The 17,046-nt window shown below is 72.3% G+C and carries 13 protein-coding genes; 3 read left to right on the top strand and 10 right to left on the bottom strand.

Features of this window, described 5'->3' with window-relative positions:
- The first annotated feature begins 196 nt into the window (after positions 1-196).
- A complete protein-coding gene (locus AC0B9F_RS19855) occupies positions 197-640 on the top strand; it encodes a GNAT family N-acetyltransferase (RefSeq protein WP_472004315.1) in 444 nt (147 codons plus the stop codon).
- Here AC0B9F_RS19855 and galK read toward each other — a convergent pair.
- From galK to galT, 3 genes are read right to left on the bottom strand one after another with little or no spacing between them, the layout of a single operon-like run.
- A complete protein-coding gene (gene galK / locus AC0B9F_RS19850; RefSeq protein WP_472004313.1) occupies positions 606-1,784 on the bottom strand; it encodes a galactokinase in 1,179 nt (392 codons plus the stop codon). The two genes, AC0B9F_RS19855 and galK, sit on opposite strands and share 35 nt — an antisense overlap.
- A 40-nt stretch (positions 1,785-1,824) precedes the next feature.
- A complete protein-coding gene (gene galE / locus AC0B9F_RS19845) occupies positions 1,825-2,787 on the bottom strand; it encodes a UDP-glucose 4-epimerase GalE (protein WP_472004312.1) in 963 nt (320 codons plus the stop codon).
- On the bottom strand, positions 2,784-3,845 hold the full coding sequence (gene galT, locus AC0B9F_RS19840) for a galactose-1-phosphate uridylyltransferase (protein WP_472004310.1): 1,062 nt from the start codon (positions 3,843-3,845) through the stop codon (positions 2,784-2,786). Before galT ends, galE begins: the two co-directional genes overlap by 4 nt.
- A 216-nt stretch (positions 3,846-4,061) precedes the next feature.
- Here galT and AC0B9F_RS19835 point away from each other — a divergent pair, with 216 nt between their 5' ends.
- Both AC0B9F_RS19835 and AC0B9F_RS19830 read left to right on the top strand, forming a co-directional pair.
- Positions 4,062-5,750, top strand: coding sequence for a sodium:solute symporter family protein (locus AC0B9F_RS19835; protein WP_472004309.1), 1,689 nt, complete (start codon positions 4,062-4,064; stop codon positions 5,748-5,750).
- Between the two features lie 29 nt (positions 5,751-5,779).
- A complete protein-coding gene (locus tag AC0B9F_RS19830) occupies positions 5,780-6,103 on the top strand; it encodes a hypothetical protein (RefSeq protein WP_472004307.1) in 324 nt (107 codons plus the stop codon).
- Positions 6,104-6,366: 263 nt separating this feature from the next.
- Here the strand turns inward: AC0B9F_RS19830 and AC0B9F_RS19825 are convergent, their stop codons facing one another.
- From AC0B9F_RS19825 to AC0B9F_RS19795, 7 genes are all read right to left on the bottom strand, one after another.
- A complete protein-coding gene (locus AC0B9F_RS19825; protein WP_472004306.1) occupies positions 6,367-7,032 on the bottom strand; it encodes a response regulator transcription factor in 666 nt (221 codons plus the stop codon).
- Between the two features lie 149 nt (positions 7,033-7,181).
- The gene (locus tag AC0B9F_RS19820) at positions 7,182-9,095 is read right to left on the bottom strand and encodes an outer membrane protein assembly factor BamB family protein (RefSeq protein WP_472004304.1); all 1,914 of its coding nucleotides are present in this window, start codon (positions 9,093-9,095) and stop codon (positions 7,182-7,184) included.
- 100 nt (positions 9,096-9,195) lie between these two features.
- Positions 9,196-11,034, bottom strand: a complete 1,839-nt coding sequence (locus AC0B9F_RS19815; RefSeq protein WP_472004302.1) for an outer membrane protein assembly factor BamB family protein — start codon at positions 11,032-11,034, stop codon at positions 9,196-9,198.
- Positions 11,035-11,266: 232 nt separating this feature from the next.
- The gene (locus AC0B9F_RS19810; RefSeq protein WP_472004301.1) at positions 11,267-13,078 is read right to left on the bottom strand and encodes an ABC-F family ATP-binding cassette domain-containing protein; all 1,812 of its coding nucleotides are present in this window, start codon (positions 13,076-13,078) and stop codon (positions 11,267-11,269) included.
- 773 nt (positions 13,079-13,851) lie between these two features.
- Positions 13,852-14,976 carry a cellulase family glycosylhydrolase gene (locus AC0B9F_RS19805; RefSeq protein WP_472004300.1) on the bottom strand — a complete coding sequence of 375 codons (1,125 nt, stop codon included), beginning with the start codon at positions 14,974-14,976 and terminating at the stop codon, positions 13,852-13,854.
- Positions 14,976-16,088, bottom strand: coding sequence for a GNAT family N-acetyltransferase (locus AC0B9F_RS19800; RefSeq protein WP_472004298.1), 1,113 nt, complete (start codon positions 16,086-16,088; stop codon positions 14,976-14,978). The genes AC0B9F_RS19805 and AC0B9F_RS19800 overlap by 1 nt, the downstream gene beginning before the upstream one ends.
- 3 nt (positions 16,089-16,091) lie before the next feature.
- Positions 16,092-17,045: a polysaccharide deacetylase family protein gene (locus tag AC0B9F_RS19795; RefSeq protein WP_472004296.1), complete on the bottom strand. Its 954-nt coding sequence runs from the start codon at positions 17,043-17,045 to the stop codon at positions 16,092-16,094.
- Position 17,046 lies beyond the last annotated feature (1 nt).

Here is a 17,046-nt window from a genome sequence, read left to right as displayed (position 1 = left end):
GGCGCCCGGGGGTCGCCGCACCGTGACGGCCGCCGCCGCACCCTTCGCTTCCCCCGTCGCGAGCGCCGCACCCGACGTCACTCGCCCCCTGAACGGCACGGGCCCCCACCGGTGTTGTTCACAGCGTAGGGCCGCGGCCGGGCAGGGCAAGGAGAATTGCAGAACTGGCGGTATCCCGGCGCTTAGGGTGAGCCGCATGTTCCGAATTGAGGCACGAGTGGACAAAGAGCGACGTCAGCTGCTGCGCTCGCGCCTCCGTGCGGCGAACACCGCGGCCTCGCCCGTGCTGCGCGCCCTGCGCGGCACCCCCGACGAACGGGACGTCCCCCTGCACCTGTGGGCGCTGGACGGCGCCGGTGATCTCGCGGGCGGCCTGGTCGGGCGCACCTGGGCCGGCTGGCTGCACGTCGACCAGCTGTGGGTGGACGAACGGCACCGCAGCGCCGGCCTAGGCTCCCGCCTGCTGGCGCGCGCCGAGCACCTCGCCCGCACCGGCCGCGCCTGCACCGCCGTACGCCTGGAGACGTGGGACTTCCAGGCGCCCGGTTTCTATCTCAAGCAGGGGTACGAGGTGGTGTGCGTGATCCCCGACTATCCGCCGGGGATCACGGAGTACACGCTGGTGAAGCGGATCGGCTGAGCCGGCGCGCGCCCGCCGAGGGGACCGCCTCGAAGACGCGCGGGGCGGTCAGGCCCGCCGCGCTGAAGGCCTCCTCGACGGCCTTGGTGATCGTCTCCACGTCGGACGTCTCGGCCAGGACGATCGCCGAGCCGCCGAAGCCACCGCCGGTCATGCGGGCGCCGAGGGCGCCGGAGGCCAGCGCCGCCTCGACGACCAGGTCCAGTTCGCGGCAGGAGATGCGGAAGTCGTCGCGCAGGGAGGCGTGGCCCTCGACGAGGACCGGGCCGATGGCGCGGGTGTCGCCAGACTCCAGCAGCGCCACCACCCGCTGAACCCGGTGGTTCTCCGTGACGATGTGCCGGACCAGGCGGCGGACCTCCTCCTCGTCGCCCAGCCGCGCCAGCGCCGCGTCCAGGCCGTCGAACGGCACGTCCCGCAGGGCGTCGACGCCGAGCAGCGCGGCGCCCTTCTCGCAGCCGGCGCGGCGCTTGCCGTACTCGCCCTCGCTGTGCGCGTGCTTGACCCGGGTGTCGACGACCAGCAGGCGCAGGCCCTCGGCCGCGAGGTCGAAGGGGATCTGCCGCTGGGACAGGTCACGGGTGTCGAGGAACAGGGCGTGGCCGGCCTCGCAGCACGCCGACGCGGTCTGGTCCATGATGCCGACCGGGGCGCCGACGTAGACGTTCTCGGCGCGCTGGCACAGGCGGGCCAGCTGCCAGCCGCGCAGGCCGAGGCCGAACAGGTCGTTCAGGGCCAGGGCGACGACGACCTCCAGCGCCGCCGAGGACGACAGGCCCGCACCCGCCGGGACGGTGGAGGCGAGGTGGATGTCCGCGCCGGTCACCGGGTGCCCGGCCTGGCGCAGCGCCCACACCACGCCCGCCGGGTAGGCCGTCCAGCCCTTGTCCGACTCGGGGGCGAGATCGTCGACGTACAGGTCGGCGACGCCGCCCTCGATGTCCGCCGAGTGCAGCCGCAGCCGGCCGTCCTCGCGCCGGCGCACGGCGGCGACGGCGGTGTGCGGCAGTGCGAACGGCATGACGAAGCCGTCGTTGTAGTCGGTGTGCTCACCGATGAGGTTGACGCGGCCGGGCGCCGCCCACACCCCCTCGGGCTCGGCTCCGTACAGCTCCACGAACCGTTCGGCGACGGCCTCGCTCATCCCTGACCCTGACCTTTCGTACCTTCTGCTCGAAAGTGCGTTACTTCGCGCGGTTCTGCGCGAACTCCCATGCGTCGGCGACGATCCCGGCGAGGTCCGCGCGGCGCGGCTGCCAGCCGAGGCGCTCGCGCGCGGTGTCCGCGGAGGCGACCAGGACCGCCGGGTCGCCGCCCCGGCGCGGGGCGACCACCTCGGGGATCGGGTGGCCGGTCACCTGGCGGACGGTCTCGATGACCTCGCGGACGGAGAAGCCGTTGCCGTTGCCGAGGTTGCAGATCAGGTGCTCGCCCGGCCGGGCGGCCGTCAGGGCCAGCAGGTGGGCGTCGGCCAGGTCCGCGACGTGGATGTAGTCGCGCACACAGGTGCCGTCCGGCGTCGGGTAGTCCTCGCCGTAGACCGAGATCGCGTCGCGGCGGCCCTGGGCGACCTGGAGCACCAGCGGGATGAGGTGCGACTCGGGGTCGTGGCGCTCGCCCTGCGCGCCGTAGGCGCCGGCGACGTTGAAGTAGCGCAGCGAGACCGCGCCCAGGCCGTGCGCGTTCGCCTCACTGGTGATCATGAAGTCGACGGCGAGCTTGGAGGCGCCGTAGGGGTTGGTGGGCTTCGTCGGGGCGCTCTCCACGATCGGGACCTCCTCCGGCTCGCCGTAGGTCGCGGCCGTGGAGGAGAAGACCAGCTTCTTCACGCCCGCCTCGCGCATGGCGCCCAGCAGGGCCATGGTGCCGCCGACGTTGTTGTCCCAGTACTTCTCCGGCTTCACCACCGACTCGCCGACCTGCGAGAACGCGGCGAAGTGCAGGACGCCGTCGAAGGAGGAGTCCAGCCACTTGGCGGCGTCGCGGATGTCGCCCTCGATGAAGGCGGCGCCCGCCGGGACGCCCTCCCGGAATCCCGTGGAGAGGTTGTCGAGGACGACGACCTCGTGGCCGGCCTCCAGCAGATGCTGGGCCACCACCCCGCCGACGTACCCCGCACCGCCCGTCACCAGGTACTTACCGCTCATGAACTCGCTACCTCTCGCAGTCGCTCGGCCGCGCGCTCCGGAGGCACGTCGTTGATGAACACGCTCATGCCGGACTCGGAGCCCGCGAGGTACTTCAGCTTGCCCGACGTCCGGCGAATGGTGAAAAGCTCCAGGTGGAGCGCGTAGTCGTCACGGGTGACGCCGTCGGGCTCCACCAGCGGGCCGAACGGCGCCTGGTGCCAGGCGGCGATGTACGGCGTGGGCGGTTCACCCCGTCCGAAGATCCGGTCGAAGCGCCTCAAGAGTTCCAGATAGAGCTGGGGGAACTCCGTGCGGGCCCCCTCCTCCAGCGCCAGCAGGTCCGGCACCCGCCGCTTGGGATACAGGTGCACCTCGTACGGCCAGTGCGCGGCGTAGGGCACGAAGGCCACCCAGTGCTCCCCCTCCAGGACGACCCGCTCGCCGGCCAGCTCGCGCTCCACGACGGCGTCGAAGAGGTTCTCGCCGCCGCTCGCCTCCTTGTACGCCGCCACCTGGCGCAGCATCAGCGACGTGCGCGGGGTGGTGAACGGGTAGGCGTAGATCTGCCCGTGGGGGTGGCCGAGGGTCACGCCGATCTCCGCGCCGCGGTTCTCGAAACAGAACACCTGCTCGACGGAGGGCAGATGCGACAGCTCCGACGTGCGGTCGGTCCAGGCGTCCAGGACCAGCCGCGCCTGTTCCTCGGTCAGATCGGCGAAGGAGGAGTGGTGGTCGGAGGTGAAGCAGACCACCTCGCAGCGGCCGGAGTCGCCGGCCAGGGAGGGGAAGCGGTTCTCGAAGACGACGACGTCGTAGGAGGAGTCCGGGATCTCGCTGAGGCGCTCGCCCTCCGACGGGCACAGCGGGCACTCGTCGGCCGGGGGGTGGTAGGTGCGGCCCTGGCGGTGCGAGGCGATCGCGACGGCGTCCCCGAGCAGCGCGTCGTGGCGGATCTCGGAGGTGGTCAGGGTGCGCTCCAGCGGGCGCCGGTCGACCGCGCCCCGCACCGTGTCGTCGCGCAGGTCGTAGTAGATCAGCTCACGACCGTCGGCCAGCCGGGTCGAGGTCTTCTTCACGCCGGACTCCCTCTGTCCTCACCCGAGCGCCTGCTGGGGGACCGAAGCACTGCTATGACTCAACACAATCAAACATAACACGCCACAACTCACCAGCCCTCTGCACATCACAATCCAACAAAGACCATCACCAGAAGTGTTCATTTTCTAAACGCGGACGCGTAGGTTCCGCTGAGGATCAGTTCGCGCAACGAAGCGAGTACGAAGCGAGTGCTTATGCAGACCCCCACAACCGCCACCTATCTGGCCGCCGGACTACGGCTCCCCACGAACTGGCTCGACTACACGATCCTCGCGATCTACTTCGTGGTCGTGCTGGGCATCGGCTTCGCCGCCCGCCGGTCGGTGAAGACGAGCCTCGACTTCTTCCTGTCCGGGCGCTCCCTGCCCGCGTGGGTGACGGGACTGGCGTTCATCGCGGCCAACCTCGGCGCCACCGAGATCCTCGGCATGGCCGCCAACAGCGCGCAGTACGGCGTCTACACCACCCACTGGTACTGGATCGGCGCCATCCCGGCCATGGTCTTCCTCGGCCTGGTGATGATGCCGTTCTACTACGGCAGCAAGGTCCGCTCGGTCCCCGAGTTCCTGCTGCTGCGGTTCGACAAGTGGGCGCATCTGCTCAGTTCGGTCCTGTTCGCCCTCGCGGCCATCCTGATCGCCGGCGTCAACCTGTACGCCCTCGCGATCGTCGTCGAGGCGCTGCTCGGCTGGCCGCAGTGGGTGGCGATCGTGGTCGCCGGCTTCTTCGTGCTCGCCTACATCACCCTCGGCGGCCTGTCCTCGGCGATCTACAACGAGGTGCTGCAGTTCTTCGTGATCCTCGCGGCCCTCATCCCGCTCACCGTGCTCGGCCTGAGGAAGGTCGGCGGCTGGGACGGCCTGTCCGACTCCCTGACCAAGAGCCACGGCGCCGACTTCCTCACCTCCTGGGGCGGCACCGGCATCGGCCACGCCAACCCGCTCGGCGCGAACTGGCTGACGATCGTGCTCGGCCTCGGCTTCGTGCTCTCCTTCGGCTACTGGACGACGAACTTCGCCGAGGTGCAGCGCGCCCTGTCCGCGAAGAACCTCTCGGCGGCCCAGCGCACGCCGCTGATCGCCGCGTTCCCGAAGATCTTCATCGTCTTCCTGGTGATGATCCCGGGCCTGGTCGCCGCCGTCCTCGTGCCGAAGATCGGCACGTCCGGCTCGGACCTGCAGTACAACGACGCCATCCCGTACCTGATGGAGCAGCTGCTGCCCAACGGCGTCCTCGGCATCGCCGTGACCGGTCTGCTGGCCGCGTTCATGGCCGGCATGGCGGCCAACGTGTCGTCCTTCAACACCGTGTTCACGACCGACATCTGGGCCAAGTACGTGGTGACGGACCGCGAGGACTCCTACTACGTGCGCTTCGGCCGGCTCATCACCGCGATCGGCGTGCTCGCCTCGGTCGGCACGGCGTTCCTGGCCTCGTCGTTCTCGAACATCATGGCGTACCTGCAGACGCTGTTCTCCTTCTTCAACGTGCCCATGTTCGTCGTCTTCGTCATCGGCATGTTCTGGAAGCGGGCGTCGGTCAAGTCCGGCTTCTGGGGCCTGATCGCGGGCACGACCGTCGCGATGCTGAACTACTTCTGGATCTACAAGCAGGGCGTCATCGACATCCCCTCCGACCAGGGCGCCAACTTCGTCTCCGCGATCGCGGGCTTCCTGGCGGGGGCGGTGGTGATGGTGGCGGTGTCCCTGTTCACCCGGCCCAAGCCGGCCGAGGAACTCCAGGGGCTGGTGTACGGCACCCGCTCCCCCGGGATGTCCGAACCGCCCGCCGCCGGGGACGACGCGTGGTACCGCCGGCCGGCGCTGCTGGGCTGGGGGGCCGTCGTGCTGGCCGCCGTCTGCTACATCCCGTTCTCGTTCTGAGGGCCTGTTCGAGAGGAGTGTGAAGGACCATGACCGACAATTCCGGGCACCGCGAGCACCGCGAGTACTCCGAGCGGGACGTGCAGCGTGAAGTCACCGAGCTGGAAGGGAAGTCGGCGACCGCGGCGCGGCTGTTCGACATCCGGCGGATCATCGGCGGGCTGTTCGTGCTGTACGGCGTCATCGTCACGATCACGGGGCTGACGGACTCCGACGCGACGATCGACAAGGCGCAGGGCGTGAACATCAACCTCTGGACCGGGCTGGGGATGCTGGTGCTGGGGGTGTTCTTCCTGGTCTGGCTGAAGCTCAGGCCTGCGGCGCCTCCAACGCCGGGCGAGTCTGCGGAGTAGCTCGATGGGGGCGCGGGGGCGGGGGCCTGCGGCCGGCTGCCGGGTGCGGGTTCGTCGTGGCCGGTCGCGCAGTTCCCCGCGCCCCTTGGTTGGCTGCAGCGCCGTCAGTTCGTCCGCTCAAGCCGCGGGCATGCGTGCCGCCTGGGGCGGCACGGGTGGGCGCGGGCGGCGCCCGGCCGGCGCCGGCGAGCCTCCCGACCCCTGGTCAGCCCCAGCACAGGGCACCATGAAACGCCGGGCGCGCAACCCCTCCGCCGCGGCGGTCAGTCGGCGGTGTCGGGGTGCTCCGCCCCGTCCAGCAGGCCCGTCCGCGCGGCCAGCGCGGCCGCCTCCAGGCGGGAGCCCACGCCCAGCTTCATCAGTACTCGTTGGACATGCGTCCGGGCTGTCGACGGTGCGATGCCCATGCCTGCCGCGATCCGCCTCGTGTCCTCGCCGTCCGCCACCCTCATCAAGACCTCCACCTCCCGCGGCGTGAGGATCGACAGCAGGCGCCGGCCCTCGTCGTCCGGCTGGGCCGCGGGGTTGAGCAGTTCCCCGAACGCCTGCTGGAGCAGGGCCGGCGCCACCGCCGCCTCCCCCGCCCGCGCCTTCGCGATCGCCCGCTCGACGCCCTCGATCCGCTCGTCGTGCCGTACATAGCCGCACGCCCCCGCCGCGAACGCGGCCGCGATGCCGCGCGGGCTCGGCACCGGGCCCAGCACCACCACCGCAACCTGCGGCCGCTCCCGCCGGATGCGCGCCACCGGGTCGAACACCCCGGGCTGCGCCGGGGCCGCCGTCCCCAGCAGGCACACCTCCGGCGCCCGCGAGATCACCAGTTCCGCCGCCCCCGCGACGGGCGCGGTCGCGGCGAGCACCCGGTGCCCGCGCAGCTTCAACGCCGAGGCCAGCGCCTCGGCGTGCAGTCGGTGGTCGTCGACCACCATCAGCCGCACTCCCAAGAGAACCCCCCAGTCCCCCGGATCCATTGCCCCCGGAAGCTACACGCTTGTACGACGTCGCGCGCCCCCTATGCGAAGAAAGCGGCCCCGCCCCCCGAACGGGGACGGGGCCGCAGCGCGGGATCAGCCGGGCGTCATCGCGTGCCGAACGCGATCGCCAGGTAGTTCCTCTCGCCCGCCATCGGCTTACGGGCGAAGGTGTCCGCCATGTACAGCCGACCGCCGGAGAAGATGATCTCCGCGTGGTCCGGGAGCATGCTGGTCTCCACGTCCCGCACCGACCGCGTCGCCGGGTTCTCCAGCAGCGTCGTCGCCTTGAAGCTGCCGCCGTCGATGCTGACGATCTGCCCGCCCTTGTCGTACGGCGGCCGCTTGTACGCGATGACGTTGGAGCCGTCCATGCGCAGCGGGGTGTAGGTGTAGCCGTCGCCGGCGTCGGCGCGCTGGCCGGTCTGCTTGCCGGTGGCCAGGTCGAAGGCGACGATCTCGTTGGTCCGGCCGTGGTCGCCGGTGCTGTCGTGCTCCGCGGTGGAGACGTACAGCTTGCCGTTGCCGACCACCAGGCCGTGGCAGTTCTCGACCTCGTCGAGGGTGTCGCAGGTCTCCGTGTATCCGTCGCCGGACAGGGAGATGTGAGACTTCAGCTGCCCGTTGGCGTTGTCGATGGCGAAGATGTCGGACACCCCGCTGCCGTTGCCGGTGTCACCGACGTCGGCGCCGACGACGAGCGGGTTGGTGGAGACGATGGCCGCGTCGTCGATGCCCGCGGACATCTTGTAGTCGGAGAACACCTTCCCGGACTTCGGGTCGATGGTCTGGATGTGCACCACCGGGTTGTCGTACGACCCGCACTTGCGCACCGCGACGAGCTTCTCCCCGCCGCCGTACCCGGCGTCCTCGCAGGTGTCGGCCGCCTTCGGAGCCCACAGGGACGTGCCGGAGACGGCGTCCCAGGCGGCGCCGCCGTCCAGGCCGCCCGCGGCGACGGTGCCGCCGCTGAGGGTGACGTTGTCGAACGTGGCCAGTTCGTCGCTGTTCTTGGCGGTCTTCGTCCACAGCTTCTTGCCGCTGTTCAGGTCGATCGCGGCGACCTGGCTGCAGCCGTGGGACGGCTTGTCCTTGGTCGGCATCGCGGGCTCGAACACGACGGCCGCCTTGCCGTCGGCGGAGGCGTACTTGCTGGCCGTGCACACCGGGCCGGGCAGCGGGATCGACCACTGCTTGCTGCCCCCGGCCGGGTCGTAGCCGACGATCTCGGCGACGCCGGTCTTGGCGTACACCTTGTCGGTGAGCCACGAACCGTTGACGCTGACGCTGCTGTCGTCGGTGACCGGCGGCATGGGCACCTGGAACAGCACCTTCGAGGCGGTGTTGTCCGGCACCTTCTCGCTGCCGCCACCGCCGGCGGGCGAGTCGCCGCCCTTGCCGCCGCCAGTGGGTCCGGCGGAGCTGGCGGTCTCGTCCTTGCCGCCCTTGGAGTGGGAGTACCAGACACCGCTGCCGATGATCAGCGCGCAGGCGACGGCGGCGGCGACGATGATCGCCACCTGCGGGTTGACCTTGCGCCCGCCGCCGGCCGGCGGGGCGGCCTGCGGCTGCGGCGCCGTCTGCTGCGGGAAGCCGTACCCGGGCTGCTGCCCGTACGGCGCCTGCGGCTGGCCCGGGTAGCCGTAACCGGGCTGCGGCTGGGGCGGCGCCGGAGGAGTCTGCGGGGCCTGCGGGTAGCCGTAACCGGGCTGCGGCTGCTGCCCCGGCATCGGCGGCGGGGGCGTCTGCGGAGCCGGGGGCGTCTGCGGGGCGCCCTGCGGCTGCTGCGGGTAGCCGTAACCGGGCGCCGGCTGCGGGGGCTTGTTGAGGCTCGGCGCCGCCGGACCCGGCGGAGTCTGCGGGGCGGCAGGCGGGGCGGCGGGCGGCTGGGCGGGCTGCGGCGTGCCGTAGCCGCCCTGCTGCGGGGGCTGCGGGGGCTGCGCGGGCTGCTGGTCCTGCGGCGGGCCGAAGCCACCCCCCTGCTGCGGGGGCTGGTTCGGGGGCGGGGGCGGCTGGGTCATGACGTGGGTACCTCGGGTCGGACGACCGTGTCGTCGGCGGGGCGGGTTTGAGGAGAGGCGCACGCGGGAGCGGGGCCCGGCGACGGGCCCCGCTGCGCTCTCACTTGCCGAAGGCGAGCATCAGCTTCTCCTTCGCCTCATCGCCGCCGTCCAGCCGGGTGGTCGCGATGTAGAAGCGTCCGTCGACCCAGTCGTAGGTCTTGGAGAAGAAGCCGTTCTCGATCTCCGCGGTGGCCGCGGGCAACTGCAGCAGCTTGGCCGGCTGGTGCGCGGTGCCCGCCGTCGGCACGGACACCACCTGGCCGCCCGCGTCGTAGGACGGCTGGACGTAGGCGACGAGCTGGTTGCCGTCGACACGCATCGGCAGCATCGACTCGTCGGCCGGGGACTTCACGCGCCACTTCTCCTTGCCGTCGGCGAGGTTGACGGCGACGACCTCGTTGGCCCCGGTGGTGGCGTCGGTGGGCAGGTACAGCGTGTCGCCGCCGGCGGCGGTGCCGAGGCAGCCCTGCAGATCGCGCTGGAAGATGCTCCAGCCGCACTGGAAGTCGAACTTCTCGTCCACGTTGACGTGGGTGCGCAGCTTGCCGTCGGCCTGCAGGACGACCATGTCCCAGACCTTCTTGTCCTCGTTGGTGAGGTACACGACCAGCGGGTCCATCGAGAAGACCTTCTTGGCCTCCCAGCCCTTCTCCAGCGGCTGGGTCCACAGCACCGCCCCCGTCTTGGGGTTGAGGCCCTGGAGCTCCTCGTGCTCGTTGGAGGTCATGGCGCCGCAGCTGGCGACCTGGATCAGCTTGGTCGCGCTGCCGGCGAAGGCGGAGGGGAAGCAGGCGGAGCCGTAGCGCTTCTTGTCGTACAGCTTGTGGCCGTTGTGCACGTCGAGGGCCACGCCGGACTGGGAGCGGCCGATCATCAGCGTGTCACCGGCGAGCGTCAGCTCGACGTTGAGGGCGCTGTCGAACAGGGCGCCGTCGTCGACCGCGCCGGTCCAGCCCTTCTGGCCGGTGGCGAGGTCGATCTCCTGGAGCTGGTTGCACTTGGCGCGCTCGCTGACGCCGTCCATGTACGCGACGACGATCTTGTTGTCGGCGGTCTTCTCACGGGTGGCCGCGCAGATCTTCGACGCGAAGGTGATGGGCGTCCAGGCGGGCTTGCCGTCGCTGATGTTGTAGCCGAAGACCTGCTTGTACGCGGCCTTGACGGCGACCTTGTCGGTGATCCACAGGCCGGGGGCGTCCGCGCCGCCCTTGGGCGCGTCGGGCGCCGACTGGTACCACAGCACCTGCGCCTCGCCGGGCTGGCGGCCGGCGTTGAGGTCCTCGGGGTCGTCGCCGCCGCGGCCACCGGGGGTGCCGCTGCTCTGCGAACCGGACGGCTTGGGGTCGTCGCTCTGCTGGGCGACCGGCTTCTTCGCCGGGTCGTCGTCGCCGCCGCTGACCGCCCACACCGTGACGCCGATGACGAGCAGCGCGGCGACCGCGGCGCCGATGACGGCGAGCGGCCTGCCCTTGAAGGGCCCCCGGCCGCCGGAGCCGCCGGGCGGCGGGGTGCCGGGCGCGCCGGGGTACTGCGGCTGCTGCGGGTAGCCGTAACCGGGCTGCGGCTGGCCGTACGGGCCCGGCTGCTGCGGCTGGCCGTACGGTCCCGGCTGCTGGCCGTAGGGGCCGGGCGCGGGCGGCGTGCTGGGGGCCGCGTAGGGGCCGCTCGGCCGGCCGTAGGGCCCGGGCTGCTGCGGGTAGCCGTACCCCGGCTGCGGGGCGCCGGCGGGCGGGGTCTGCGGAGGCGGCGGCGTCTGCGGTGCGCCGGGCGGCGCGGGCGGTGGCCCCTGCGGTGGCGGCGGGTCGTGCGGAGCGCCGAACCCGCCACCGGGCTGCGGCGGCTGGTCCTGCGGCGGTCCGAACCCGCCCGGCGGCGGCTGATTGGGCGGCTGAGTCATCAGCGTCTCCCCCTACCTCACTGATTTTCACCCACGCCCTGAGGTACGCGATGGACCCAGAGTCGTTCGACAGACAGTTCTCAGACGGCCCTTTCTATCACCCGCCGCCGACAGTCCACCGACGTGCGACCGGGCCTGTACCCAACGGAGGACCGGCCCGTGATGCCCTTGTTACGCGCCTTCACGCCCCCTTCACGTGACGGGCGCGCGGGGCGCGTGCGCGCCCGAACGGTCAGGCGTCCTCGGCCAGTTCCAGCCAGCGCAGCTCCAGCTCGTCGCGCTGGCCGGCCAGCTCCCGCAGTTCGGCGTCGAGTTCGGCCACCTTCGCGAAGTCCGTGGCGTTCTCGGCGATCTGCGCGTGCAGCTTGGTCTCCCGCTCGGAGACCTTGTCCAGCTGCCGCTCGATCTTCTGCAGCTCCTTCTTCGCGGCGCGCTGGTCGGCGGCGCTCCTGTCCGTCCCGGCCGCAGGCCTCGGCGCGGCGGCGGCGCTCTGCGCGGCGACCGCCTCCTCCATCCGCTGCCGCCGCTCCAGGTACTCGTCGATGCCGCGCGGCAGCATCCGCAGGGCGCCGTCGCCGAGCAGGGCGAAGACGCGGTCGGTGGTGCGCTCGACGAAGAACCGGTCGTGGGAGATGACGATCATCGAGCCGGGCCAGCCGTCGAGGAGGTCCTCCAGCTGGGTGAGGGTCTCGATGTCGAGGTCGTTGGTGGGCTCGTCGAGGAAGAGGACGTTGGGCTCGTCCATGAGGAGCCGCAGGAGCTGCAGGCGGCGGCGCTCACCGCCGGAGAGGTCGCCGACGGGCGTCCACTGCTTCTCCTTGCTGAAGCCGAACGTCTCGCACAGCTGACCGGCGGTCATCTCGCGGCCCTTGCCGAGGTCGACGCGCTCGCGGACCTGCTGGACCGCTTCCAGGACCCGTGTGGCCGGGTTCAGCTCGGCGACCTCCTGGGAGAGGTAGGCGAGCTTGACGGTCCTGCCGACGGCGACGCGGCCACCGGCCGGCTGCTCCTCGCCCCCGGTGCGGGCCGCCGCCTCCATGGCACGCAGCAGGGAGGTCTTCCCGGCGCCGTTGACGCCGACGAGACCGATGCGGTCGCCGGGGCCGAGCTGCCAGGTGATGTGCTTGAGCAGCACCTTCGGCCCGGCCTGGACGGTCACGTCCTCCAGTTCGAAGACGGTCTTGCCGAGCCGGGAGGAGGCGAACTTCATCAGCTCGCTGCGGTCCCGGGGCGGCGGCACGTCCTTGATCAGTTCGTTGGCGGCCTCGACGCGGAAGCGCGGCTTGGACGTGCGGGCGGGTGCGCCGCGCCGCAGCCACGCCAGCTCCTTGCGGACCAGGTTCTGCCGCTTGACCTCCTCGGTCGCGGCGATGCGCTCACGCTCGGCGCGCGCGAAGACGTAGTCGGAGTAACCGCCCTCGTACTCGTAGACGGCGCCGCGCTGCACGTCCCACATGCGGGTGCAGACCTGGTCGAGGAACCAGCGGTCGTGGGTGACGCACACCAGCGCCGAGCGCCGGGCGCTCAGGTGCCTGGCGAGCCAGGCGATGCCCTCGACGTCGAGGTGGTTGGTGGGCTCGTCCAGGACGAGCAGGTCCTGCTCCTCGATGAGCAGCTTGGCCAGCGCGATACGGCGCCGCTCGCCGCCGGAGAGCGGCCCGATGACGGTGTCCAGCCCCTTGGGGAAGCCCGGCAGGTCCAGCCCGCCGAACAGCCCGGACAGGACGTCCCTGACCTTGGCGTTGCCCGCCCATTCGTGGTCGGCCATGTCGCCGATGACCTCGTGCCGGACGGTCGCCTCCGGGTCGAGGGAGTCGTGCTGGGTGAGGACGCCGATGCGCAGCCCGCCGGAGTGGGTGACGCGGCCGGTGTCGGCCTCCTCCAGTTTGGCGAGCATCCGGATCAGGGTGGTCTTGCCGTCGCCGTTGCGGCCCACGACCCCGATCCGGTCCCCTTCGGACACGCCGAGCGACACACCGTCCAGCAGGGCACGGGTCCCGTACACCTTGCTCACGTTCTCGACATTGACCAGGTTGACGGCCATCTCACTCCTGCCCGGGGGATCGATCAGTCTCCCAGCGTAATGCGCACCGGTCGCTCACCGGAGCGCCGCAGGTCAGGGCCCTGACGACGCAGGGTCTGCCCGCGGCGGCGCGGGGCGGCGAGCCGGGGGCGCGGGGGCGGCGACGCGACCGCGCGGGGGGCTGCCCCTGGCCGCGCGAGGCCGACGCAACCGCGCGGGGGCTGCCCCTGGCCGCGCGGGGCGGCAAGTCGGCGGCGCGGGTCCGGCGACGCGACCGCGCGGGACCGGCGACCCGACCGCGCGGGACCGGCGACCCGACCGCGCGGAAGCGACATGGAGGCGGCGAGTCGGCGGCGCGGGGCGGCAAGCCGGAGGCTGCGACCCGGTGACCCGGCCGCGGATGCGGCGACCCGACCGCGCGAAAGCGACGACCCGGCGACCCGGCGGCGGCGACCCGGCGGCGCGGGAGCGGCAAGCCGGCGGCGCGGGGGGCTGCGATCCGACCGCGCGGAAGCGGCGGGGGGACGGCGAGTCGGCGGCGCGGGGCGGCAAGCCGGCCGCGCGGAAGCGGCGGCGCGGAAGCGGCGACCCGGCGACCCGACCGCGCGGAAGCGACGACCCGGCGACCCGGCGGCGGCGACCCCGCGACCCGACGCGCGGAAGCGGCGTGGGGGGCGGCGACCCCGCGACCCGACCGCGCGGAAGCGGCGTGGGGGGCGGCGACCCCGCGACCCGACCGCGCGGAAGCGGCGTGGGGGCGGCGACCCCGCGACCCGACCGCGCGGGGACGGCGGTCAGTGGGCGTCGAGGGTGGTGATGGCGTGGCGCAGGGCGGCGAGGGCGGGCTTGGCGCTGCCGTCGGCGCGGCGCAGTCCGAAGAAGTCCTCCCTCGTGGAGGGGTCGGCGCCGAGGTCGCGATCGGAGTACCAGAACAGTGCCTTCACCTGGGGGGTGATCGCCGCGGTGCGCACCGCGTCCGCCGCGATCGCGGCCTGCCGCTCCTCGGTCACATGTGTCGTCGTCGCGTCGGTCCGCACGGGCCGCCCGTCCGCCGCGGGGCCGGGACCGCCGGTGGGCGCCCCGTACTCGGTGATCCAGACGGGCATGCCGGGCGTGCCGTGCGCGGACAGCACGCTCTCCAGGTCGCCGATGCGCTGCCACGGCGTTCGCCACGGCGTCCTGTCACTCGCCAGGTAGGGGTAGGTGTACGGGTGGTAGCCGACGGCGTCGACGAGCCGGTTGCCGCCGCGTGCCGACACGGCCGTGAGGAAGTCGACCGGTGAGAGGTTCCCGTCCTGCGTGTGCGCCGCGGCGAGGCCGCCGAGGATCACCTGCGCCGAGGGGTCCTCGTGCCGCAGCGCGCGGCTCGTCGCCCCCAGCAGCTCCGTGTAGGCGGCCGGGGCGGGCTGGGGCTTCCAGAAATCGCGGGTGTTCGGCTCGTTCCAGATCTCCCACGTGTGGACGCCGGAGGGCGCGTAGCGTGCCGCAGCGGCCGCGGCGAAGGCGGCGAAGGCGGCGGGGTCGGCGGGCCGGCACTTGTCGCTGGTGCACCCCGGCTGCCGCGCCCAGGGCGGCGTGTAGGCGAGGATCGGCAGCAGGGTGAGGCCGCGCTGGTGCGCCGCGGCGACGACCCGGTCGAACCGGCTCCATCGGTAGTCATCGGGTGAGCTGGGCTGTACGTCCCCCCACGGCAGGTCGGCCCGGACCCACCGGGCCCCCACGTCGACGGCCTCGTCGAGGGCGGCGCCGAGGTCTTTGCCGGACAGCCCGATGAGGCGGTGCCCGTACGCGATGCCGAGCCGCAGGGGCCGCGGGTCGTCTCTCGTGCAGGCCGTGGGCAGCAGCGCCGTGACCGCGCAGGTGATGAGCGCCATCACGAGGGCCGCGAGGCCGTGCCGGTACGCCCGGGCCGTCGGCATTACGGTGCTTTTCCCCGCCCGCGGGACGTGCCCACGCTCTTCAGCAGCCGGTCGGCCCGCCCGAGCAGCTCCGCGTGCGACAGGACGGCGTCCGCCAGCGCCCGCACCGGGGCGTGGCTCTTGCCGAGGGCGAGGGCGACCGGGTTCCGGCGGCTCACCAGTCCTTCCGAGACACTGAGTTCACCCGTCTTGAAGGAGTCCTTGTACCGGCTGTCGCCCCGTCCCAGATCCACGTACGCGATGCCGTCGCGCGCCGCGGCCCGCGCCATGTGCATCATGAGGATCAGGCCCGGGGAGAACTTCGCGAACGCCGTGTCGTACGCCGGGAACCACAGGACCAGTACCCGGTCGGTGCGCATCCCGAAGTGCGCGGAGACCGGCCTGCCGTCCGCGTAGAGCACCGACAGGATGCCCGCGAACGGCTCGGAGCGGGTGTGGAACAACTGCTGCACGAGCTGGGTGATCCAGGGCCGCGCGAAGCGGTCGGCGAGACCGGTGCGGTGGTACTGCGCCGACTTCCACTCCATCAGCGTACGCAGGACGGCCGGGTCGCGCTCGTCGTGGACGTAGCGCACGTCGGCGCAGTGCCGCCCGAGCCTGCGCTCCTTGGCGAGAGTGGTCCCGGTGAAGCTCGGTGACTTCGCGCGCAACTGGGCCAGGTAGGCGTCCCAGCCCTGCGCCACGTCGATCACGGGCGAGGCGAAGCGGCCCGTGGCCGACCGCTCGAACGGATGCTGCCCGCCGGTGAGATGGTCGAATTCCCACAGGGTGAGGCCGCAGGCGCCCAGCAGTTCGTCCGCGTCCCACTGGAAGCCGGGCCGGTGGACGAGCCCTTGGCAGTCGGACATGCCGAGGGCGACCGCGCGGCCCACCCCGGCGGGATAGCGCTGGTAGGGGAAGAACGCCACCGGTTCACTGGACGGCCCGTTCTCCCGGATCACGGCGACGCGCACCCCGCGCTTGCAGCGGCCGACCGCCAGGGTGAACTCGGGTGAGAGGAAGGGGTTCGCCATCTGGGGCCTGCCACCGGGCTGCGCCGCCGACTGCAGCGCCGTCCAGGCCCTGCGGTCCGCGACGGTCAGTTCGTCGGGGCGGTACACGCTGACGTCCATGATTCACGTCCTTCTCGGTGCTGTCCCCGGCGGGGCCGGCCCGCGCTCGGGCGGGCGAACGCCGGGACGGCGCTGGTGCGGGTGGGCGAGGGCGTCCCCGGGCAGGCCGGCGAGGGCGCCGTCCGGCAGGCCGGCGAGGGCGTCCTCCGGCAGGTCGGCGAGGGCGTCCTCCGGCAGTACCGGCATCCGCAGCACGCGCCGGTAGAGCCGGTCGGTGCGGATGCCGAGGGTGTCCGGCCGTGCCGAGGCGACCCGTGCACCGCGACCGGATACCCAGGCGCTCACCTCCTCGACGGTGGTCGCAGCGAGCAGCGGCAGCCGGGCGAGGGCGTAGACGTCGTCCCCGGTCCGGCTCAGCCTGCCGCGGACCGCGCACGCCGAGTCGTATCCGCAGGCGGCGACCTCCCGGCGAAGACGTGGGGTGAAGTGGCCGTAGGGGTAGGCGAAGGAGCGGATCTCGTGTCCGAGGGCGTCCTCGAGGAGTTCCTTGCTGCGGACCACCTCCTGCGCCGCGACCCGGGGGTCGGCCAGGTCGAGGTCCCGGTGGGTGTGGGAGTGCGATCCGATCTCCACCCCTTGTTCCTCCAGCTCGGGCAGTCTGCTCCAGCTGACCATCGGGTGCGGCGGGAACACGGTCTCGCGGCGGCGTCCGCCCTCCAGGGAGCCGGTGGCCGCGAAGAACGTGCACGGCAGGCCGCGCGCGGCGAGGGCGGGGACGGCGACGTCCGCGAAGTCGGCGAAGCCGTCGTCGAACGTGAGGACGACGGGGTTGCGCGGCAGGGCACGGCGACCGCGGCAGGCGTCGGCGAGGCGGGAGACGGGCACCACGGTCCGGCCGCCGTCGGCGATCACGTCGAGATGCCTCTCGAAGTCGGCGGGAGTGACCGTGTACTCGGCGATCCACGGCGCCGGGTAGTCCGCGACGCAGTGGTAGTTGAGGATGGGGATGCGGATCATG

Source organism: Streptomyces sp. NPDC097129, assembly GCF_055668065.1.
This window is presented reverse-complemented; position numbering and strand designations above follow the sequence as displayed.